Source organism: Actinospica acidithermotolerans (genome assembly GCF_018139625.1).
GTDB classification, from domain to species: domain Bacteria; phylum Actinomycetota; class Actinomycetes; order Streptomycetales; family Catenulisporaceae; genus Actinospica; species Actinospica acidithermotolerans.
On the sequence record NZ_JAGSOH010000025.1, the window covers coordinates 1 to 22,481 of the forward strand.

Genomic DNA, 22,481 nt, shown 5'->3' on the forward strand with positions numbered 1-22,481 from the left:
GTATAAGAGACAGGGGTGGTGGGCACCGATGACCGCTGTCGGGGTTGCCAGCAGGATTGATGGTGGCCCGCTACCGTCTGGTCGCCGGTCAGAGACGACCGGGTGGAGTTGGGCATGCTGCGATCCGCGCCGAACGCTGTGGGGTTTTCGCCGCCGTCGCTGCCGTCGCCGTCGCCGTCGCCGTCAACGACGACCACGACATCGACATCGACATCGACATCGACATCGACGACGCTGCGCTTCCGCGTGCTGGGGCCGCTCCGGGGCTGGGTGGGTGGGCGCGAGGTGGCGCTCGGGCCGCTGAAGCAGCGGCTGGTGCTCGCGATGCTGCTGTGCCGCAGCGGCAGCGCGGTCTCGGTCGAAGCGCTGACCGAGGCGGTTTGGGGGCAGCAGCCGCCGCGGACGGCGCGCAAGAACCTGCAGGCGTATGTCCTCGGGATCCGCCGGATTCTGCAGGAGGCCGGGGCCGGGGAACGGCTGCTGCTGCGGTCCGGCGGCTATCAGCTGCTCGTGTCCGAGGACGAGCTGGACCTCTTGCGATTGTCGGCGCTGGCCCGGGCCGGGCGCGAGGCGGCCGATCGCGGGGCCGTCGAGCGGGCGGCGCGGATCCTGGGTCGGGCGCGGCGGTTGTGGGACGGACCGCCGTTGGGCGAGCTGGCCGCCTCGGATTCCGTTCGGGCGGAGGCCGAACGGCTCGACGTGCGTTACACGGCCTTATGCGAGGACTGGGCCGACGTCGCGCTGGAGGCGGGCCTGGCCGACGAGGTCGCCGAGGCGGCCGGCGAGCTGCTCGGGCGGCATCCGCTGCGGGAGCGGTTGCAGGTCGCCCGGATGACGGCGCTGTACCGCTCGGGGCGCCGCGCCGAAGCGCTCGCCGAGTACGACGAGGCACGCAAGCTCCTGGCCCGCGAGTTGGGCCTTTCACCTAGCCCGGTGGCGGAATCGGTCTACCGCGCCATCCTGGCGGATGAGGGCGGAGACACCCGGGTGCGTGTTCGGCGCCTGGCGTCGGCCGTGGATCTGCCGCCGCAGAACGCCGGCTTCGTCGGGCGGACGGCTGCTCTGGCCGAGCTGACGGAGGTCGCGGCGGTCGATGGCGGCACGTGCCTGCTGGTGGGAGAGGCCGGTGTCGGAAAGACCGCCCTCGCGTTGCGCGCTGCCCATGGGCTGGATCGCGCGTTCCCGGACGGACGGATCTTCGTTCGGCTCCGAGAACCCGACGGCTCCCCCAGGCCCCTGATGCCGGTCGTCGCGGAACTTCTGTCGTACACGGGCAGGCCCGAGCCGGCCTCGGTCAATCCCGAGCGGGAAGCGGCTCGATGGCGCCTGTGGGCTGCCACCCGCCGCATTCTGCTCGTCCTCGACGACGCTTCCGACGAGGAGACCGTGCGCACGCTGCTGCCGGGCGGTCGCAGTTCGGCCATCGTCACCGCGTGCAGCCAACTGGCGGGGCTCACGCCGACCTGCCGGATGCAGCTTGCACCGCTGTCCGCCGACAAAGCACTCGCCCTGCTTGCCGGAGTCGCGGGTTCCAGCCGGGTGCGGTCCGACCCCGCCGCGGCCGAACGCCTCGTCGTCCTGTGCGGAATGCTCCCGCTGACGATCCGCGCCGCAGCGCTCAAGCTCGCCGTGCTCCCGCACCTCGAGCTGGTTGAGTACGCAGCACGCCTCTCGTCCCCCGAGACGGCGTTGGATCACCTGGAAGTCGGCGACGTCCGGGTGCGCGCTCGCGCAGCCCGCGAGTGGTGCTGCCTGCGCCCGTCGCACCGGGCGATTGTGCGAGATCTGGCGGAAACGGTGCCCCCGACGGTGCCCCCGACGCGCTTCACCCTCCGCGATGTCACGGCGGTCGCGGGCGTTGCACCGGACCGAGCCTGCGTCGAGCTCGAATCGATGCTTGAGGAGGGCGCCCTGATCTCGCCCGACGGCGCAACGTATTCGCTGCCTTACATCACCTATCTCTACGCCCGCGAGCTGGCCGCCCGTTCGAAGGCGGCGCCTGTCCCGGCCTGGTCCGCGCGCACCGTCCACGCAGGAGGCCCCCTTGTTCGACGTCCTTGAAACAGCGCTCGCCGACGGCGAGTACTACGCCCCGTTCTGCACGGTGCGCGCCCCTGGGCCGCGACTGAGCCCCGGAGCCGTGCCGGAGGGCTGGTGTCGGAGCGATCGCGACATCTGGGCCTTCTGGTCCCGCCCCGGGCTTCCCGAGGTCGATCAAGGCTGGAAGATCCACGTATCGGCACAGATCAGCCGGATCCAACCGGTGCTCGACACGGTGGCCGAAGCCTGCTTCGCCGCGAACGTGCCCTTCAAACACGTCGCCACCCGGCGCTTCTACCTCTTCCTCCACCACAAGCACGCGCCGCGGCCCCAAGCCGGCAAGTTCTGCGCCCTCTACCCGCCCGACACCGAGACCGCACGGCGCCTGCTCAACCGGCTGGCCGAGGCCCTGGACGGCGAAGAAGGGGCGTACGTTCTCACCGATCGGCGCTATCGAAACTCGCGTACGGTCCAGTACAGGTACGGGGCTTTCCGCGGCCGCAGCAGGCTGCTGCCCGACGGAAAGCAGGAGCTGCTGGTCCGGGACGGCGCCGGGCGCGACATCGTGGACCTGCGCACGCCGGCGTTCTTACTGCCCCCGGGGATCACCGATCCCTTTGTCGACGAGGAGCCCGCGGCCCATCAGGGTTCGATCGTCATGGGGAACTACGAGGTCGTCAGGGTACTGCAGACCAGCAACGCCGGCGGCGCCTATCAGGCGCGTGACGTCCGCAGCGGGAGAGCCGTCTTCCTGAAGGAGGCCAGGGCCCACAACGGCTACACGCCCGATGGCCTCAGCGCGCAGGAGAGACTGCGCGCCGAGCACGCGACCCTGACCCGCCTGCACCAGGCCGCGCCGGGGCTGTGCCCGGAGCCGCTGGAGTACTTCAGCGAATGGGAGCACGAATTCCTCGCCACGGAGTTCGTCGCGGGCGTACCACTGCGGACCTGGGTCGGACAGAACACCCCGCTCATCCGGGCCGACTGGGCGCAGCGTGACTCGGAATCCTACTTCGCCGACTGCCGCCGCATCCTGGCAGGCCTCGACGACACACTCGGTCGCCTGCACGCCCTCGGATACCGGTTCGGGGATCTCAGTCCGTCGAACGTCATCGTCACGCCGGGCACCGGCGCCCGGCTCGTCGACTTCGAGATGGCCACCCCGCTCGACGAGCCCGCCGTGGCCGGTGGGACTCCGGGCTTCGTGCCGTCGGCCGCGCTGCTCGCCGAGGGCTCCGACCCGCTGCTGGCCGACCGTTTCGCGCTCGGTGCACTGGCCCTGGCCATGTTCGCCAACGCGCACGCCGTCGCCGAGCGCGCGCCGGACAACCTCGCACTGCTCCGGCGGGACCTGACCGCCGTCACGGCCCCGCCCGCGGATCTCTGGGCCCGCGCCACGGCCTTCTACCCGACCGGCCCGGACCGCGAACCGACCACGCCGACACCTGACGAGGTGGACGCCGACCCCGTCGGCTGCCTGGCCCGGCTCGCCGACCGGCTGGCGGCGGGGCTGCTCGCGATGGCCGACTGCGACCGGGCGGACTGGGTCTTCCCGCCGCCGCCGGCCGCCTTCGCCACCAACACGGTGTGCGTCGGGTACGGGACGGCCGGGGTCGTCCACGCTCTGCTGAGCGCCCGGGTCGCGGTTCCGGACGCGGTGCGCAAACGCCTCCGCCAAGACGGTCTCGACCTGCGCGGGGAACTGCCGCCGGGGCTCGACGTGGGCGTGGCGGGGATTGCGAGGGTACTGGCTCAGCTCGGCCACCTGGACGAGGCGAACGACCTCGCCCTGCTGGCGGAGAACCACCCGCTCACCGCCTCCTGCGCCACCCTCGCCGGGGGCCGGGCCGGGGTCGGGCTGATGTGGCTCGACCTGTACCGCCGGACCGGCGACGGGCGCTGCCTCGACCGGGCGGCCGCGGCCGGCGACTTCATCGCAGAGACCGCAGAGCCGCGACCGTTGCTCGGCCCCCAGGACGCCCGCGGGCTCTTTCACGGCCGCTCCGGGCTCGCCCTCTTCCTGCACCGGCTCTTCGAAGAATCCGGGGAGGTCCGCTACCTGGCGGCAGGGAGCCGGCTGCTGCACGAGGAACTGGACCGGGCGATGGAGCTGCCGGACGGCGCGTTGTCGTTCCCGGACAACGCCGCGGTCCGCAGAGCCATGCCGTACTACGCCATCGGCTCGGCGGGTGTCGGAACCGTTCTGACTCGCTACGTCCACACCGATGGCGTGCAGGACGAGCGGTTCGCCGCCGCCCTGCCGCGCATCGTCGCCGATGCCGACAAGCTGTGCGCCACGGAGTCCGGGCTCTACGCCGGACTGGCCGGGCTGGCCCACTTCCTGACCGATCATGCCGAACTGACCGGCCGGTCGACCGACCGCGAGCGCGCCGTCAAGGTCGCGACGGGACTGCTGAAGTACGCGGTCCCGCACGGCGAAGGCGTCCGTTTCCTCGGCACCGGCGCACTCCGGTTCAGCGCCGACCTCTCCAGCGGCTCCGCAGGCGTGCTCCTGGCGGTCTGCCGGATCCTCGACGGCCCAGGCGCAGACCTCTTCGCCTGAGTCCGCAACCCGATGAGAAGAGAAAGGAAGTACTCGACGATGAACCAGATTCTCGCACTTCAGGAGCTCTCGGTTGACGACGGAGACGAGGTCGTCTGGTGCCCCAGCGCCTATAGCAGCATCCTGCGCACCACCTACGCGCTGTAGCGGACGGCGCCAGGCCGCGGCCTGCCGGACCCCGGCAGGCCGCACCTCAGGAGCATCACGGAGATACGGAGACGACCATGGCGAGAGCCGGGACCAGTCCATTGCACGTGTCGTTGCTGCCGGGGTTCATCTGCCGCCGGCAGTTCGAAGTGATCGACCTCGGCGACAGGCAGCAGAAGCTGATCGCCGCGCTGGCCCTGACCGAGGGGCCGCTGCACCGCGAGGACCTGGCCTGCCGGCTGTGGCCGGATGTGCCCGCGCCCCGGGCGACCGCCCGGCTGCGCCAGACGCTCTGGCGGCTCAACCAGGCCACAGACGGAGAACTGCTGCAGGTCTCCAACGCCTCGATCGCGCTGCGCGAGGACGTGCACGTGGACTACCGGCTCGCAGCGCGGTGGGCGGTGCCGACGGCCGGGCGCCGCGGCATGGCCGGGAGCCACGACGACTTCCTCGGGTTGTGGGACCTGCTGCGCTATCCGCTGCTGTTCGGCTGGGACCTCGACTGGCTGCAGCCCTACCAGGAGAAGTGGGAGCTTCGGCGCATCCAGACGCTCGAGGCGCTGGCCGAGAGCTTTCTCGGCCAGGGGAAGCACGCCCTGGTCCTGGAGCTCGCGGACGCCGCGGCCCAGGCCGATCCGCTGCGCGAGGGGCCGCGGCGTATCGCGGTCAAGTCCTGCCTGCAGGCCGACGAGATCGCCGACGCGCACCGCCGGTTCCACCAGTACCGCGTGCTGCTGCGCGAAGAGCTCGGGGTGGATCCGAGCGCGGCCATCCCCCGGATGCTGTGGCCGAGCCGTACCCGGGCGGCGTGAACCACGAGTGCGGCCTGCCGGGATTCCGGCAGGCCGCACTTCTTTGTTCGAGCACGGTCACGGGCGGTGTTCCGCGACCTCCTCGACGGGGCGCTCGAGCAGGGCGAGCGAGGAGCTCAGGTGTGGCGCCACCGCGAGCGGGACCAGTGCGGCGGCCACGATCAGGAGTGCGGCGGGGGCGCCGAGGGCGTCGGCCAGGGCTCCGGCGACGAGCGGGCCGATCCACTGCAGCGCCTGGGCGCCGAAGCCGACCACCGCCGAGGCCCTGCCGTTGTACTTGTCGGGGACGAGCCTGACCTGGTACGCGGCGAACAGGGCGTTGACCGGGACCACCGCGAGCATCACCAGGAACACCGATCCGCCGATCTCGGCGGGCGTCGGGAGGACTCCGGTGAGCGCGGCCGCGCCGGTGAAGATCCAGCAGGCGGTCATCAGGACCCGCCTGGCCTGGATCCGGCGCAGGATCATCGGGCCGAGCACCGCGCCGGTCACGCCGCCGAGCAGCGCGATGGAGTTGACCAGGCCGATGGCGGCGGGGCCGGCGCCGCGGTATTTCAGCACCGCGATGAAGAGCAGGAAGTACGCGCCGGCCGCCATGTTGATCGCGGGGGTCCACAGTGCGACGAACCTGAGGAACGGCACGCCCTTCACGTAGCCGAGGCCCTCCCGGAGGTCCGCGAGCATGCTGCGGCTCCGTGACTCCTCGGTCGTTCGGTCGGGGCCGAGGGGGCGGCGGATCAGGGTGGCGCCCAGCGCGGAGAAGAGGAACGTGACCGAGTCGACGCCGAACGGCAGCCATCGCGCGGCGGAGAACAGCAGGCCGCCGAGGGGACTGCCGAAGAACTGGGCGGCCATGTCCCGGCCCTGCACCTGGCTGGAGGCGACGGCCATCTGCTCCTTGGGCACGATGCGGCGCAGGGCCGGGTTGCGTGCGGCGGTGTGCACGCCGCCGGCCAGCCCGCCGACGCAGGCCGCGACCGCGAGGACGGCGATGCTCGTGCGGCCGTGCAGCACGAGGAGCGCGACGGCGCCGACCGCGGCCGCCTCGATCAGCGGGCTGAGGATGAGCAGAGCCTTGCGCGAGACCCGGTCGGCGAGCACTCCGCCCCAGAGCGTCGTCAGCAGGGATCCGATCATGGCGGCCGCGGTGATCACGCCGGCGTGGGCGACCGAGCCGGAGGAGAAGAGCACCAGCAGCGGGTAGGCGATCGTCGACATGCTGGTGCCGAGTGCGGAGATCGCGTCACCGGTCCACAGGCCCAGGTAGTCGCGGCTGCGCCAGAGCGAAGGCTGTTTCGCTTCCGGCGCGGGAGCGCGCTCTTCGGTCGGCTGCTGTTGCTCGATGGTCTGCGACATGTCGGCCGCCTTCATCGGACCAGCGCGGTGGCGCGGTGCCCGCGGGCGACCGAGGGCAGCGGCACGTCGAGGTCGCGGGCTTCGGCGAGGTACTGCTCCACCCGGCGGTCGGGTCGGTCGACGAACGAGGCGACCATGTCGGAGAGCACCTCGTCGGTGCCGCCGCCGACGCGGGCGATCCGGCAGTCGCGCCAGAGCTTCTCCAGCGGGTAGGCCGTGGTGTTGCCGCGGGCCCCGAATATCTGCATCGACAGGTCGATGATCTCCAGCACCCGCTTGCCCGCGCTCAGCTTGAGGGCGGAGATCTGGTGCGGCGGCAGCGCCTGTTCGCGCCGGGCGAAGGCGAGGATCTCGGCGAACCTGCTCTGCAGGTTCCACAGGTCCGCCCGCGCCGTCGCGAGGTGATGGCGGATCACCTGCTTGTCGATGACTCGGCCGCCGTCGGTATGCCGGCCGCGGGCGTGTCCGGCCGCGAGCTCGAGTGCCGATTCGCCTCCGGCGAGCAGCAGGGCGCAGATGGCCAGGCGCTCGAACTGGAGCAGGTGCGAGGCGTAGAGCAGGCCCAGGCCGGGGCTTCCGAGCAGGGCGTCGGCCGGCAGATGCGCGTCCACGCTGAGCTGGCCCACGTCGCAGGACTGCACGCCCGCGGCGTCGAAGAACCCGTCCACCGTGACGCCCGCGGTGTTCAGCGGGACGATGAACAGCGAGAGGTCGGCGGCGTTCTCGGCCTTGTCGGTGCGCGCGAGCAGCACCGCGTGGGTGGCTCTGCCGATGTTCGAGATGTAGCGCTTCGTGCCGCGCAGGTGCCAGCCGTCGTCCTCGGCCGTCGCACGGGTGCGGATGCCGGCGAGCTGTGCCCCGCCCTGCGGTTCGGTGGCGGCGAAGCAGCCCACTGCCCGCCCGGCGAGCGCGTCCTCCAGCAGGGCCGCATGGGCCCCGGAGGATCCGTGCCGGGCGAGCGCGCCGATGAAGATCTCGCTCTGGCCCATCGCCGCGATGGCGAGCCCCGAGTCGTACCGGAAGAGTTCCTCGATCAGCGTCGTCATGCGCCCGATGCCGAGGTAGGCTCCGTCGGCCCAGCGCGCCCGGAACAGGCCGCGGCCGGCGAGCAGGGTGAGGGCGGAACGCGGAATGTGCCGGTCGGCCTCCCAGGCGGCGAAGTCCTCGGCGTCGAAGGCCTTCATCGCCTCGCGCACCTGGTCCCGGTACGCGGCGAGCGTCGCGTCGGGCGGGGTCAGATCAGTCATCAGACGTAGTCCAGCCAATCGGGATGGGCGCCGGACTCCCCGGTCACGGCGTCGGCGTAGAGGCGGGCGATCCGTGCGGTCACCGGTCCGGGGGCGCCCGCGGTCATCGGCCGCCCGTCGATCGACCCGACCGGCTTGACCCCGGCGGCGGTCCCGGTCAGGAAGACCTCTTCGGCGAGGTACAGGTCCGAGCGTACGAGCGGGCGCTCGGCGACGGTGATCCCGTCCTCGGCGGCGAGTGTCATGACGCTGTCGCGGGTGATGCCGGGCAGCCCGCCGGTCCACTGCGGCGGCACGGACAGCACGCCGTCGTACACGGTGAAGATGTTGTGCGCCCAGCCGTCCGCGACCAGGCCGTTCTCGTTGAGGAACAGGGCGTCGTCGTAGCCGGCGCGCAGCGCCGCGCTCTGGCCGATGACGGAGTTGAGATACTGCCCGCTGGCCTTGGCGGCGGGCGGCAGCGCGTTGGCTCCGAATCGCTGGAAGGAGGATATCTGGGCTCTGGCACCGATGGCCTTGGCCGCGCCGACCAGCGGGCCGTTGGCACTGGCCGTGATCGCGCAGCGCAGCGGCGCCGCGAGCGGGTTGGGGCCCTCGCCGAGGAAGACGAGCGGACGCAGGTAGCAGTCGGTCAGTCCGTTGGCCGAGACGACGGCGCGGCAGGCCCGCGCCAGCTCGTCGAGCGCGAAGGGCAGCTCCATGCCGTAGACGGCGGCGGAGTTGCGCAGCCGCCGCAGGTGGTCGCCGAGCCGGAACAGGGCGGGACCCTGCTTCGTCCCGTGGGCGCGGATTCCCTCGAAGAACCCGATGCCGTAGTGGAGGGCGTGTGTGGTGATGTGGACGGTGGCGTCGTCCCAGGCGACCAGGTCGCCGTCGAGCCAGATGAACTTCTGCTCGGTCTGCACTTTCGGAAATCTCCCTTCCCGTGGCCGTCTGAGGCGCTCAGTCGATGGCGGCGAGCAGCCGGCGGCCGAGCGTGCCCTCGGCGTGCAGCTGGCGGCAGTGGGCGCGCTGCACCTTGCCCGAGGTGGTGCGCGGGATGGTGCCGACCCGCACGACCTGGACGGTCGCGACGCGCACGCCGAGGGCGTCGCGGACCGCGGCCCGGATGCCGGAGCCCAGTTCGCCGATCCCGTCCCCCGCGCGCGCCGTGCTGGGCGGCACCTCGACCATCAGGCCGAAGCGCTGGTCGTCGGAGTGCAGCCGGAACGCGGCGCAGGCTCCGACCGCGGCGCCCGCGGTGTCCCGGACGACCGCCTCGATGTCCTCGGCGAAGACGTTGCGCCCGGCGATGGAGGCGACCTCGGCGCGGCGCCCGACGACGTGCAGTTCGCCGTCGTGGATGAATCCGTCGTCTCCGGTGTCGTGCCAGCCGCCGCGCGCCGCGGGGATGAAGCCGTCGATCGTGTGATAGCCGTCGAACAGGTACGCGCCGCGGATCAGCACCGGACCCGGCACCGGACCCTCGGGCGCGCGCACGGCGACTCCGGGCATCGGGGCGCCGAGCGGGACGTGGCCTCCCGGGCCGACCCGCGGGCCGAGGCCGTGTGTCGGGCTGGAGACGCCGACGACGTTCTCGGCGAGCCCGTAGCTGGGTATCAGCGCTCCCGGCAGCAGCCCCAGCGGCTCGGTCGCCGTCTGGAAGTCGCGCATCGTACGCGGATTGACACGCTCGCCGCCGCACAGCGAGACGCGGACGCCGGAGAGGTCGAGCCCTGAGTCGTAGGGCACGGTCGCCGCCATCCGGTAGGCGAAGTCGGGCGCCGCGGTGAAGGTACCGCGTTCTGCCGCGAGGGTGTTGAGCCATGTCGCCGGGCCGTACGCGAACGAGGTCGGCGGCATCAGGACGAGATCGACGCGGGCGATGAGGGCCTGCAGGAAGGCCGCTATCAGGCCCATGTCGTGGTAGAGCGGAAGCCAGGACACGATCCGGTCGTGGTCGGGCTCCAGCTGGTAGTGCCGCCTGAGCATGTCGATGTGCCCGGCGAGCGTGGAACTGCCGATCGCCACGCCCTTCGGCATCGACACGCTGCCCGAGGTGAACTGGATCAGGGCCGTGTCGCCGATAAGCGCATCCGGCACGCCGCGGGTCAGCGGCTCGAGCCCACGCAGGGCGGCGGCCGGAATGACCTTGAGACCCCCGAACGCCGCGAGTTCGGATTCGGTGTCCTCGGTCACCGCGAAGGCGCAGTCGCAGGCCTTGAGCAGCTGCCCGAAGTCGCGGGCGAAGCGTCCGGCGTCGCGGCGGGACGGCTTGGGCAGCGAGACGAACGCGGCTCCCGCGAACCACACGCCCATCAGCAGTGCGACGGTGTCGAGGTCGTTGCCCGCGTTCGCGGCCACCCGGTCGCCGGGGCGCACGCCGAACTCGCCGAGGCGCTGCGCGACGGCGGCGGCCCGTCCGGCCAGCTCGCGGTACGTGAGGGTGCGCCGGTCGCGCCCGTCGAGGAAGGTGATGCCGCGTCCGGCCTCCTCGAACGGTCGGACGACCTCCTCCAGGGACCTGCCCGGGACGCGGGCGCGGGGCCCCGTCAGATCCACCGGGCCCCGCGCCGGGCCGGCCGGCGCGAGCGCCCGCTCGGCCGCTCCCGCGGTGACGCCGATCATGCGTTCACGGTCTTCAGCTGCCGGTCGTCGAGGGACGCAGCGCCGGCGAAGCCGATGTCGGCGACGGCCATGGCGTCCGCGGCCAGCGCCCGGTCGAGGGTCGCGCGCAGGGCGTCGTCGGTGCGCATCCGGCGCTCGAGCTCCTCCCGGATGTACGAGACGTGCCAGGTCTCGTCCTTGAGGATGGCGCGCAGGATCTGCCGGATCGAGACCGGGATGTCCTTGATGTCCATGTGCTGCGTGTACTGCTCGACGCCGCGCGACTCGGAGACCCAGGTCAGCGCGAGCAGGTCGTCCAGCGTGCGCGGCAGGCCGAAGTGGAAGGCCAGGCGCTTCTGGTAGGGCTCGTCGACCTCGACGATCTCCCCGTCGATGTCGTTGAGCGCCTTGGTCCACAGCCAGGCGTGCACGGATTCGTCCCGCAGGTGCTTGGCGAGGTCGACCCGCAGCCGGTGCTCGTCGGCGAGCCGGCTCATCCGCATGATGGCCCCGGCGCCGTCGACCTCGGCCGCGCGGTACTGGTTGAGCAGCCAGACCGGGTCCAGCTCGTCGAAGGTCCTGTCCCCCACGTCGATGATCACGCCGCGACCTCCTGACCGACGAGGCGGGTGGCGATGATCCGCACGGTGCTCAGGTCCTGCGGGGAGGCGGCGGCGAACTCCCGGCCGGTCTCCTTGTGGATGGCGGCCACCAGCTCGGCCGCGTCGAGCGAGTCGAATCCGAGCGTCTCGGCGAGATCGTCGGTCTCGGCGAGCTGTGCGGGATCGACATTCCGGAATCCGCACACGAGCCGGGTCACCAGCTCGACGGCGTCGTTGTATTCCATGGCGGTGGAAAACCCTTCTGTTGACATGGGATCCGAGACGGAATCCCCGGTCTCGAATAGAAAGCTACTCAGGCGTCATTCCTCGGCCGTCGCCCTTGCATCTCCGGCCCGTCTCGCGCCGTCAGCGGGCGACCGGGCGCAGTACGGCGCGCGTTTTCGCGGGCGCCCGCAGCCGGGTCGCCAGGCCCGCGGCCGTCGGAGCGTCGAACAGGTCCCTGATATCGATTTCGGCGTTCATCACCTGCCGCACCCGGCTCACCAGCCGGGTCGCGAGCAGGGAATGCCCGCCGAGGTCGAAGAAGCCCTCGTCCGGCGCCACGGACTCGAGTCCGAGGATGTCGGCGAACAGGCCGCAGAGCGCCGCCTCCTCGGGGCTGCCGGGCGGCCGCGCGGCGCCCGCCGGGCGGTGCTCCGGGCACGGCAGTGCCCTGCGGTCCACCTTGCCGTTGGGGGTGAGCGGCAGCGCGGGCAGCACCACCAGCGCGGACGGCACGAGATGGGCCGGGAGCAGCTCGGCCAGCCGGGTGCGCAGCCGCGTCTCGTCGAGCGTCGCGGAGCCGGCCGGGACCGCGTAGCCGACCAGCCGCGGATCGCCGGGCCGGTCCGTGCGGACCAGCACGACGGCCCGCGCCACGCCGGGGCAGCCGGCGAGCGCCGCCTCGGCCTCCGCCGGTTCCACCCGGAAGCCGCGGATCTTGACCTGGTCGTCCGCGCGGCCCACGAATTCGATCAGCCCGTCGGCGCCCCAGCGGACCAGGTCGCCGGTGCGGTACATCCGGTCTCCGGGCACGCCGCCGAACGGGCAGGCGAGGAAGCGCTCCGCGGTCTGCCCGGGACGCCCCAGATAGCCGCGGGCGACCTGGGCGCCGGCCAGGTACAGCTCGCCGACGGCACCCGGGCGCAGCGGGCGCAGCCGCTCGTCGAGCACGTAGGCGCGCATGTTGGCGACCGGACGGCCGACGGGCACCGAGGCGGCGGCCGGGTCGTCCCAATCGGTGGCGTCGTGCACCAGGCAGCCGACGGTGGTCTCGGTCGGACCGTAGTGGTTGATGATCCGCGATCCGCGATCCGCCGCCGTTCTCAGGGCCTCGAGCACCCGCGGGCGCAGGGTCTCGCCGCCGAGCACGGCCGCGCCGAAGGAGATCCCGCGCTCCTGCGCCGCCGCGCCGGTGAGCAGTTCCTCCAGGTGGGAGGGCGTCATCTTCACGACGCTCACCCCGTCCCCGGGCGCCATCCGGGCCGCGAGCTGCTGCGGGTCGCGCGCTTCGTCCAGCGCGGCCAGGCGCACGTCGCCGCCCTGCAGCAGCGCCGGATAGAGAGCCGTGACGGCGAGGTCAAAGGTCAGCGAAGTGGCGACGAGCGCCCCGTGCCTGGCGCCGTGCGGGAGCAGCTCCATAGCCCAGTCGAGGTAGTTCGACAGGCCGCGTCGGGTCACGACGACGCCCTTCGGCCTCCCGGTCGAGCCGGAGGTGTAGATCACGTAGGCAGGCGTATCCGGATGCTGCGAAATCCGAGGGGGCGGCCCGAGAGGCTGCTCGGCCTCGCCGTCGTCGAGCAGGAGGACTGCGGCGCCCTCGGGCAGCCTCCCGGCCGTGTCGCGGGTCGCGATCACGCACAGCGGGCGCGCATCGGCGAGCGTGGTCGCGAGGCGCTCGGCCGGATAGTCGGGGTCCAGTGGCAGGTATGCTCCGCCGGCCTTGAGCGCGGCGAGGAAGGACACGACCAGATCGGGGCTGCGCGGCAGGCATACCCCGACCAGCGACTCCGGGCCGACACCGCGGGCCGCGAGCAGTCCGGCCAGACGATCCGAGCGGTGCTCCAGCTGGCGGAACGTCAGTTCGTCGGCTCCGCAGGACACCGCCACCGCATCGGGGACCAGCTCGGCCCGCGCGGAGAACAGCTCGGTCAGGCTGCTGGTCGGGGCCGGTCGCCCGGTGCTGTTCCAGACCTCGACGACGCGATGGTACTCGTCGGGGTCCTGGATGTGCGCGGTCGCCTGGTCGCGCACCCCGGAGGGATCGATGGGCAGGTTCGGATCCGCCGCGAAACCCTCCAGGAGGGCGAGGAAGCGTTCGGCGATGGAGTCGATCGTGGCGGCTTCGAAGAGGTCGACGGCGTACGTCCACTCCCCGGCGACGCCCGCCGGGCCGCCGCCCGCGGCGAGGCTTTCGGCGATCCGCAGGCTCAGGTCGAACTTGGCGGTCGTCGCGGCGGCCGTGGCGCTCGCGTCGAGCCGCGCGTCCGCGCCCGCGAATTCGAGGCCCGCCCGCTCACCGACCTCCGCGACGAGCATGGTCTGGAACAGCGGGTGCCGGGCTGCCGAACGCGGCGGGTTGAGCAGCGCGACCAGCCGTTCGAAGGGGACGTCTTGGTGGGCGAAAGCGTCGAGGTCCACCGTCCGCACGCGCTGCAGCAGTTCGCGGAAGGACGGATTGCCCGAGGTGTCGGTGCGCAGCACGAGGGTCGTGGCGAAGAAGCCGACGAGCTGGTCGAGGGCCTCGTGGGTGCGGCCCGCCACGGCCGTGCCGACCGGGATGTCGTACTGCCCGCTCAGCCGGGTCAGCAGGACCGCGAGCGCGGCCTGGAACACCATGAACACCGTCGCGTCGTTCTCCTGCGCGATCGCGGCCAGCCTCGCGTGCAGGTCGGCCGGCACCTGGAAGCGGCGGACTGCGCCCGCGTGCGTGGCGGCGGCCGGCCGCGGCCGGTCCCTGGGCAGCGCCAGCTCCGCAGGCAGCCCGGCGAGCTGATCGCGCCAGTAGGCCAGCTGGCCGTGCAGCAGGCTGGTGGGGTCGTTCTCCGCGCCGAGCCGCGCCTTCTGCCAGAGGGTGTAGTCGGCGTACTGCACCGGCAGCGGGCTCCAGTCGGGACCGTGGCCCGCCAGCCGCGCGGAGTAGGCGCGGCCGAGATCGCGCAGCAGCGGGCCGATGGACCAGCCGTCGGCGGCCACGTGGTGCACGACCAGGACGCAGACGTGCTCCGTAGCGCTCCGGGAGAACAGCCACGCCCGGATCGGCAGCTCCGCGGCCAGGTCGAAGACGTGCGCGAACGCCGCGGCGATCCGCTCGTCGAAATCCTCCCGGCGCACGTCGTGTTCGACCTCGACGACGAGGGGCGCCTCGTCCGCGGGCAGGATCAACTGGACCGGCTCGCCCTCGTCCTGCCGGATCAGGGTCCGCAGGCTCTCATGCCGCCTGACCACGTCGCCGAGCGCCGCGCGCAGCGACTGCTCATCGACGCTGCCGGACAGGCTCACCGTGACGCTGATGTTGTAGGTGCTGCGCGGACCCTCGAACTGGTCGATGAACCACAGCCGCCGCTGCGCGAAGGACAGCGGTATCGGACCGGTCCGGTCGGCCACCGGCACGGGAGCGTCGCGCGGGCCCGGTTCGCCGGCGCGCAGCCGTTCGGCGAGCCCGGCGGGCGTCGGCGCGTTGAACAGGTCCCTGATGCCGAGCTCGACGCCGAGCGCGTCGCGGATCCGGGCGAGCAGCCGCATCGCGGAGAGCGAGTTTCCGCGGAGGGCGACGAAGCTGTCGTCCGCGCCCACCCCGCCGAAACCGAGGACTTCGGAGAACAACTCGCGCAGCAGCGCCTCGTCATCCACCATGTCAATCTCCATATTCTAATACCGGTTCGGAGGCGTGCGCCGCGATCTCCCGCACGACCAGGTCGAGGGCGGCCGCGTCGGCGAGCATGCCCATGTGGCGTCCGGGCAGGTCGACAGTGCGCGGCTCGCCCGCGCAGGCCTCGCGCCAGTAATCGAGGTACTGCGCGTGGTCGCCGTCGCTGTAGGTCGAACCCTCGACCGCGTCGCGGACGTCGGCGCTGGTGAACAGCGTGGCGGGGACCGGAGATTCGGGGGGACGGACGCCGTGGTTCATCGCGGCGACGTAGAGCTTGCCGAGCGCCTCGTAGGGCAGCCATTCGTCGAGGGCGACCTTGTCCTGCGCGACCTCGAGCCCCTTGGCGGCGATCCGCAGCCGCTGCTCGGTCGCCCGGCGCTCCTCGCGCTGCTCGGACTGGCCGCGCAGCCACAGTTCGGCGGCCTCCCGATAGCCCTGCGCGTACGCGCGCAGCTGCTCGCCGACCCGGCCGGTGCGCCCGGTCATCGGCGGTTCGAGCAGAAACGCGTGCTCTACCTGCGCTGGCCGCTGCCGCGCCATCTCGTGCACGACGAGCGCGCCGTACGACCAGCCCAGCAGCAGGCACGGGCCCTCCGGCTGGACGGCGCGGATCTCGTCCCAGTACCGCGCGGCGATGGAGCCCATGTCGTCGAGGGGCGCCTGCATTCCGTCGAGCCCTGCGGCCTGGATGCCGATCACGCGCAACCGCGTGCCGATCTCCCGGGCGAGATTCAGGTACCAGTGCACGCTGCCGCCCCCTGCGTGCACGAGGAAGACCGTCTTGGCGTCGGGTGTGGCCGCCGGACGTGCCAGTTCGACGGTCAGCCGCGCGGCGTCGCCCGCGCAATCCGTGCCGCCGCCGCGGATCTCGTCCGCGAGGAGCCCGATGGTCTTGTACTGCAGCATCTGCCGCGCGCTCGTCGTGATCCCGGCCTGGCTCAACCGGTTGACGACGCGCACGAGCTGGAGCGAGTGGCCGCCGAGCTCGAAGAAGTCGTCGTCGATGCCGACCCGCTCGATCTCCAGGACTTCGGCCCACACGGTGGCGAGCGCGATCTCGAGTTCATCGCGCGGGGCCGCGTAGGCCGGGCGCGCTGACGACTCGTCCGGGGCGGGCAGCGCCTTGCGGTCGGTTTTTCCGTTGGGCGTCAACGGGATCGCGTCCAGGGTGACGAGCCACGGCGGGACCATGTGCTTCGGCAGGCTGCGGGCGGCCCGCTCGCGTACCGCGGCCGGGTCGATGGCCGCGGCCGGATCGGCGGGAACGCAGTAGGCGACCAGGCGCTTGTCCCCCGGCGTGTCCTCGCGCACGATCACGACCGCCGCGCGGATCTCGGGATCCGCGCCGAGCACGTTCTCGATCTCGCCGAGCTCGATCCGCAGGCCGCGGATCTTCACCTGGTCGTCGATCCGGCCCAGGAACTCGAGATTCCCGTCCGGCAGCCAGCGCACCAGGTCGCCGGTGCGGTACACGCGGGCTGCCGCGTCGGTCGAGTACGGGTTGCGGACGAAGCGCTCAGCGGTCAGCTCCGGGCGCCGCCAATAGCCGCGGGCGACGCCCACTCCGCCGAGCCACAACTCGCCGGCCACGCCCACCGGGGCCAGCGCGCCGAACCGGTCCACCACCAGCGCCTGCGTGTTCGCGATCGGGCGGCCGATCGGCTGCGCGCGGCGGTCCGTGTGCGACAGGTCGAGGCGGAAGCCGGTGGCGGCGACCGTGCACTCGGTCGGGCCGTAGACGTTGGTCACCCGGCCCGGGGCGAACGGGCCGGCCACCAGCGCGTCCGCCACCGCGCGGTCCACGGCCTCGGCGCCGTACAGCACTTCCCGCACGCCGGAGAACAGATCCGGGCATTCCGTGAGCTGCTGGTTGAACAGCGCCGCCGTCAGGCCGATGGCCGTGATTCCGCGGGCGCGGATCGCGGCGCGCAGGTCCACCGGGCTCAGGATCGTGTCCTTGTCCAGGACGGCGAGGGTCGCGCCCGCGGTGAGCGTGGTCCAGACTTCAAGGGCGAAGGCGTCGAACGAGAAGCTGCAGCACTGCGCGAAGGTGTCCTCCGCGGTCACCCGCACGATCGATCCCGTGCTGACGAGGCTGCACAGGGAGCGGTGCTCGACCGCGACGCCCTTGGGGGTGCCGGTCGATCCCGACGTGTAGATGACGTAGGCCAGATCGTCAGGGCCCGAACGTAGTCCGAGGTCCGAGTCCTCGTGCTGCGCGAAGTCGCCGTCGATCAGAACCTGCTCGACGTCTGTGATCCCGGCGAACAGGTCGCTGTGCCGGTTCTGCGTCAGCAGCACCGGGGCCTGGGCGTCGCGCACCATGAACTCGAGGCGCTCGGCCGGGTATTCGGCATCCAGCGGAACGTACGCGCCGCCCGCCTTGAGGACGCCGAGCACGGCCACGATCAGGTCGATGCCGCGCTCCAGGCCGACGGCCACGAGCGTGTTCGAGCCGACTCCGCGCGTGACCAGGTGGCGCGCGAGCCGGTTCGCCCGCGCGTTCAGCTCGCCATACGTCAACGCGCCGTCATTGTGCACGACGGCCACGGCCTCGGGGGCGCGCGCGGCATGCTGCTCGACGAGCTGGTGCAGAGTGGTGTTGTCGGGGAACGGCGTCACCGTGTCGTTGAAGTCTTCGAGGATCTGACGCCGCTCGTTCTCCGTCAGCATTCCGACCGAGCCGAGCCGTGCCTCGGAATCGGCAGCGACGTCCTCCAGCACCCGCGCCAGGTGGCCGGCCATCCGCTCGATCGTCGCGGCGTCAAACAGTTCGGGTGCGTACGTGAGCTGTCCGCGCAGACCGCCGTCGGCATCGAGAGCCAGCGAGCAGAGGAGATCGACCTTGGCCTGCACGCCTTCCGTAGCGAAGGGCGTCGTCTCGAGCCCGGGCAGGCTCCACTGCTCGCCGGTGCCGGCGTTGTCGAGGACGAAGCCGACCTGGAACAGCGGATTGCGGCCTAGTTCCCGCTCGGGGGCGAGCTCCTCGACCAGCCGCTCGAACGGCAGGTCCTGATGGGCGAACGCCCCCAGCACCACCTCCCGCACCCGATCGACCAGCTCCCCGAACTCGGGATCACCCGTCGCATCCACCCGCAAAACCAACGTGTTGACGAAGAACCCGATCAGCCCTTCGAGCTCGGCCCGATCACGCCCGGCGATCGGCGTACCCACCGCCACGTCATCCTGACCACTCCACCGCGCCAACACCACCACCCACGCGGCCAACGCCGTCATGAACAGCGACGCACCACGATCCGAGCCCACCCCGCGCAGTCGGCGCACCGCGTCCGCCGAGATCCGCAGGTCCACGGTCCGGCCCGCGCCCGAGCCGGCCGCCGAGCGCGGCCGATCCACCGGGAGCTCCAGCACATCGAGACCGGCCAGACGCTCGCGCCAATACCCGAGCTGCCGCTCAAGAACGCCGCCGGACAGCCAGTCCCGCTGCCAGGCCGCGAAGTCCGAGTACTGAATCGGCAGCTCGGGCAGGTCGGGCGCATCACCCGACAACGCCGCCGCGTACAGCGCACCCAGCTCACGGCCGAGCACGCCCACCGACCAGCCGTCGGCCACGATGTGGTGCATCGACAACCACAGAATATGGTCCACGGGAGACACCCGGACCACGCCGGCGCGGAACAAGCCACCCGCACTCAGATCGAACCCGCGACCCGCCTCACGCTCGACGACGGACCGCGCCTCATCAAGGTCGTCCGCCTCGGCGACAGCGATCTCGATCCCGCAGTCGGCATCGACCAGCTGAACCGGGTCCCCGTCCGCACCGACCGCGAATCGCGACCGCAACACCTCATGCCGGGCGACGAGCCCCGACAAAGCCGTAATCAGAGCTCGCTCATCCAAGCCGCCACGCAACCGAACCGCGTACGACATCACATACTCGGAACCACCCGGAGCCAACTGGTCCAAGAACCACAAACGCTGCTGCCCGAACGACAGCCCCGCACCCGCGTCGGCGGGATGGTCGCGGCGGATGATGGGAGTGGTGGCGCCGGTGTACGGGCGAAGCCGGGCCGCGACGGCCTCTACGGTCGGGGCGGCGAAGAACTCCTTGAGCTCGATGTGCAGCCCGGCGAGCGTCCGTAGCCGGTTGATGACCTTCATGGCGAGCAGCGAGTGGCCGCCGAGCTCGAAGAAGTCGTCCAGGGCACCGACCTGCCCGACGCGCAGCAGTTCGGCCCAGACATCGGCGACAGTGGTCTCGAGTTCGGTGCGCGGCGCGACGTACGTACTGACGGCGCCGACGCGGTCGGTCTCCTCCGGCCGGGCGAGCGCCTTGTGGTCGATCTTTCCGTTGGGGCTTCGCGGGATCGTGTCGAGGGCGACGAACCACTGAGGGACCATGTGGGCCGGCAGCTTGAGTCCGGCGCGCTCGCGCACGGCCGCGACGTCGATGCCTCCGTGGACGCTCGCCGCGTCGGCCGGGACGCAGTAGGCGACCAGGCGCTTGTCCCCCGGCGTGTCCTCGCGCACGATCACGATCGCGGTCGTGATCTCGGGGTCCGCGCTCAGCACGGTCTCGATCTCGCCGAGCTCGATCCGCAGCCCCCTGATCTTCACCTGGTGGTCGACCCGGCCGAGGAACTCCAGATTGCCGTCGGGCAGCCAGCGCACCAGGTCGCCGGTCCGGTAGACGTGCTCCGGGGAGTCGCCGGAAGCCGCGAACGGGTTGCGCACGAAGCGCTCGGCGCTCAGCTCCGGACGCCGCCAGTAGCCGCGGGCCACGCCCACTCCGCCGAGCCAGAGCTCGCCGGGAACCCCGATCGGCACCAGCGCGCCGTACCGGTCCACCACCAGCGCCTGCGCGTTCGGGACCGGACGGCCGATCGGCTGGGCCCGGCGGCCGAGGTGCGAGCCGTCCACGTCGAAGTAGGTCACGCCGACCGTGGCCTCGGTCGGGCCGTAGACGTTGATCACCCGGTCGGGCGAGTACGGGCCGCTGACCAGCGCCTGCGCCACCGAACCGTCGACGGACTCGCCGCCGAACATGCCCTCGCGGAGCCCGGCGAACACGTCGGGGCATTCGAGGACGTGCTGGTTGAACAGGCCGGCATTGAGAACGATCATGGTTGCGCCGTGCCTGCGCAGCGCGGCGCGCAACGCCGGGGTCTCGATCACGGTGCTCTTGTCGATGATCGCGAGCCTGCCGCCGGCGGTCAGGGCGGACCAGCATTCGAGAGCGAAGACGTCGAATGCGAAGTTCATGCATTGAGCGAAGGTGTCCCGCTCGGTCATGTCGCCGAAGGAGCCGGTGCCCACGAGGTTGCACACGGAGCGGTGCTCGACCGCGACGCCCTTGGGGGTGCCGGTCGATCCCGAGGTGTAGATGACGTACGCGAGATCCCGCGGCCCGGAGCGCTCGCCGAGATCCGTGTCTTCGTACTCGGAGATCCGATCGCGGTCGCCGTCGATCAGAACCTGCTCGACGTCGGTGATCCCGGCGAACAGGGCCGCGTAACGGCTCTGCGTCAGCAAGACCGGGGCCTGGGCGTCGCGCACCATGAACTCGAGACGCCCGGCCGGGTATTCGGGGTCCACCGGCACGTACGCGCCGCCGACCTTGAGCACCCCGAGCAGGGCCGCGATCAGATCAAGGCCGCGCTCCATGCCGACGGCGACGAGCGTGTCCGGCCCCACGCCGCGCGCGACCAGTAGCCGCGCGAGCCGGTTCGCCTGCGCGTTCAGCTCGCCGTATGTCAGCTCGTCGTCGCCGTGCACCACCGCGACGGCTTCCGGGGTGCGCGCGGCCCGGGCTTCGACCATGCGATGGATGGTCGTGCCGTCCGGGAACGGCGCCGCCGTGTCGTTGAATTCGTTCAGGATCTGACGCCGCTCGGCCTCAGTCAGCATCCCGACCTCGCCGATCCCGACCTTGGGTTCGGCGGCCACGCCCTCCAGCACCTGCACTAGATGGCCGGCCATCCGCTCGATCGACGCCCTGTCGAACAGCTCCGCGGAGTAGGTCAACTCGCCGCGCAGGCTTCCGTCGGCCTGCTCGGCGAATCCGCAGAAGGCGTCGAACTTCGCGACGGTGCGCTCGATCTCGAAGTCGCTTACCTCCAGGCCGGGCAGTGTCCATTGCTCGCCGGTGCCGGCGTTGTCGAGGGTGAACCCGACCTGGAACAGCGGGTTGCGGCCTAGTTCGCGTTCCGGGGCGAGCTCCTCGACCAGCCGCTCGAACGGCAGGTCCTGATGGGCAAACGCCCCCAGCACCACCTCCCGCACCCGATCGACCAGCTCCCCGAACCCGGGATCACCCGTCGCATCCACCCGCAGAACCAGCGTATTGACGAAGAACCCGATCAGCCCTTCAAGCTCGGCCCGATCACGCCCGGCGATCGGCGTACCCACCGCCACGTCATCCTGACCACTCCACCGCGCCAACACCACCACCCACGCGGCCAACGCCGTCATGAACAGCGACGCACCACGGTCCCTGCTTACGCCGCGCAGTCGGCGCACCGCAGCCGCCGAAACGGTGAAGTCGACGACGCCGCCCGCATGTGACCGAACCGGCGGACGTGCCCGGTCAAGCGGCAGCTCCAAGGATTCAAGGCCCGCGAGCTGCTCGCGCCAGTAGCCGAGCCGTCCTTCGAGAAGCGTGCCCGAGAGCCTCTCCCGCTGCCATGCTGCGAAGTCCGAGTACTGAATCGGCAGCTCGGGCAGGTCGGGCGCGTCACCCGAATACAGCGCACCCAACTCGCGGCACAGCACACCGATCGACCAGCCGTCGGCCACGATGTGATGCATCGACAACCACAGAACGTGCTCGACGGGAGAAACCCGCACCACACCGGCCCGGAACAGACCGCCCGCACTCAGATCGAACCCACGACGCACCTCACGCTCGACCACGAGTCGTGCCTCATCGACCCCGTCCACGTCGACCAGAGAGACTTGCAGGCCGGGGCTCTCGTCGACGAGCTGAACCGGCTCGCCGTCCGCGCCGAGCACGAATCGGGACCGCAGGACCTCGTGCCGGGCTACGAGTGTGGATAGAGCCGCACTCAGAGCCCGCACATCCAAGCCGCCACGCACCCGAACCGCGTACGACATCACATACTCGGATCCACCCGGCGCCAGCTGATCCAAAAACCACAAACGCTGCTGCCCGAACGACAGCTCCGCACCCGCGCCTGCTGCTCCGGCGCGACGCGGGATCGAGGACAACTCACCGCCGCCTGCCCGCGCGGCCATCCGCTCGAACAGGCGCTTTCCGGCACCTTCCCGGTCCATCGG

The 22,481-nt window shown here is 71.5% G+C and carries 11 protein-coding genes; 3 read left to right on the forward strand and 8 right to left on the reverse strand.

Annotated elements, in window-relative coordinates:
* The first annotated feature begins 114 nt into the window (after positions 1-114).
* The 3 genes from KDK95_RS11425 (at position 115) to KDK95_RS11435 (ending at position 5,562) form a co-directional block, all read left to right on the forward strand.
* A complete protein-coding gene (locus KDK95_RS11425) occupies positions 115-2,061 on the forward strand; it encodes an AfsR/SARP family transcriptional regulator (protein ID WP_212518066.1) in 1,947 nt (648 codons plus the stop codon).
* Positions 2,045-4,603 carry a class III lanthionine synthetase LanKC gene (gene lanKC / locus KDK95_RS11430; RefSeq protein ID WP_212518067.1) on the forward strand — a complete coding sequence of 853 codons (2,559 nt, stop codon included), beginning with the start codon at positions 2,045-2,047 and terminating at the stop codon, positions 4,601-4,603. Before KDK95_RS11425 ends, lanKC begins: the two co-directional genes overlap by 17 nt.
* Positions 4,604-4,827: 224 nt before the next feature.
* Positions 4,828-5,562, forward strand: a complete 735-nt coding sequence (locus KDK95_RS11435; RefSeq protein WP_212518068.1) for an AfsR/SARP family transcriptional regulator — start codon at positions 4,828-4,830, stop codon at positions 5,560-5,562.
* 57 nt (positions 5,563-5,619) lie between these two features.
* Here the strand turns inward: KDK95_RS11435 and KDK95_RS11440 are convergent, their stop codons facing one another.
* The 8 genes from KDK95_RS11440 to KDK95_RS11475 form a co-directional block, all read right to left on the reverse strand.
* A complete protein-coding gene (locus KDK95_RS11440) occupies positions 5,620-6,918 on the reverse strand; it encodes an MFS transporter (RefSeq protein ID WP_212518069.1) in 1,299 nt (432 codons plus the stop codon).
* Between the two features lie 11 nt (positions 6,919-6,929).
* Positions 6,930-8,165 carry an acyl-CoA dehydrogenase family protein gene (locus tag KDK95_RS11445; RefSeq protein ID WP_212518070.1) on the reverse strand — a complete coding sequence of 412 codons (1,236 nt, stop codon included), beginning with the start codon at positions 8,163-8,165 and terminating at the stop codon, positions 6,930-6,932.
* Positions 8,165-9,070, reverse strand: coding sequence for a branched-chain amino acid transaminase (locus KDK95_RS11450; protein ID WP_212518071.1), 906 nt, complete (start codon positions 9,068-9,070; stop codon positions 8,165-8,167). The genes KDK95_RS11445 and KDK95_RS11450 overlap by 1 nt, the downstream gene beginning before the upstream one ends.
* Positions 9,071-9,107: 37 nt before the next feature.
* Complete coding sequence (locus KDK95_RS11455) at positions 9,108-10,772, reverse strand: AMP-binding protein (protein ID WP_212518072.1); 1,665 nt, start codon at positions 10,770-10,772, stop codon at positions 9,108-9,110.
* A complete protein-coding gene (locus KDK95_RS11460) occupies positions 10,769-11,353 on the reverse strand; it encodes a ferritin-like domain-containing protein (RefSeq protein WP_212518073.1) in 585 nt (194 codons plus the stop codon). Before KDK95_RS11460 ends, KDK95_RS11455 begins: the two co-directional genes overlap by 4 nt.
* Positions 11,350-11,598 carry an acyl carrier protein gene (locus KDK95_RS11465; protein ID WP_212518074.1) on the reverse strand — a complete coding sequence of 83 codons (249 nt, stop codon included), beginning with the start codon at positions 11,596-11,598 and terminating at the stop codon, positions 11,350-11,352. The genes KDK95_RS11460 and KDK95_RS11465 overlap by 4 nt, the downstream gene beginning before the upstream one ends.
* A 121-nt stretch (positions 11,599-11,719) precedes the next feature.
* Entirely contained in the window at positions 11,720-15,208 is a 3,489-nt protein-coding gene (locus KDK95_RS11470) for a non-ribosomal peptide synthetase (protein ID WP_212518075.1), read from the reverse strand.
* A gap of 1 nt (position 15,209) precedes the next feature.
* On the reverse strand, positions 15,210-22,478 hold the full coding sequence (locus KDK95_RS11475; protein WP_212518076.1) for a non-ribosomal peptide synthetase: 7,269 nt from the start codon (positions 22,476-22,478) through the stop codon (positions 15,210-15,212).
* Between the last annotated feature and the right edge of the window lie 3 nt (positions 22,479-22,481).

Bases quoted from the DNA above. Each gene is read 5' to 3' on its own strand.
- KDK95_RS11465 (WP_212518074.1), bottom strand. From the start codon at position 11,598: ATGGAATACAACGACGCCGTCGAGCTGGTGACCCGGCTCGTGTGCGGA.
- KDK95_RS11475 (WP_212518076.1), bottom strand. From the start codon at position 22,478: ATGGACCGGGAAGGTGCCGGAAAGCGCCTGTTCGAGCGGATGGCCGCG.
- KDK95_RS11455 (WP_212518072.1), bottom strand. From the start codon at position 10,772: ATGATCGGCGTCACCGCGGGAGCGGCCGAGCGGGCGCTCGCGCCGGCC.
- KDK95_RS11425 (WP_212518066.1), top strand. From the start codon at position 115: ATGCTGCGATCCGCGCCGAACGCTGTGGGGTTTTCGCCGCCGTCGCTG.
- KDK95_RS11440 (WP_212518069.1), bottom strand. From the start codon at position 6,918: ATGTCGCAGACCATCGAGCAACAGCAGCCGACCGAAGAGCGCGCTCCC.
- KDK95_RS11445 (WP_212518070.1), bottom strand. From the start codon at position 8,165: ATGACTGATCTGACCCCGCCCGACGCGACGCTCGCCGCGTACCGGGAC.
- KDK95_RS11470 (WP_212518075.1), bottom strand. From the start codon at position 15,208: ATGGTGGATGACGAGGCGCTGCTGCGCGAGTTGTTCTCCGAAGTCCTC.
- KDK95_RS11435 (WP_212518068.1), top strand. From the start codon at position 4,828: ATGGCGAGAGCCGGGACCAGTCCATTGCACGTGTCGTTGCTGCCGGGG.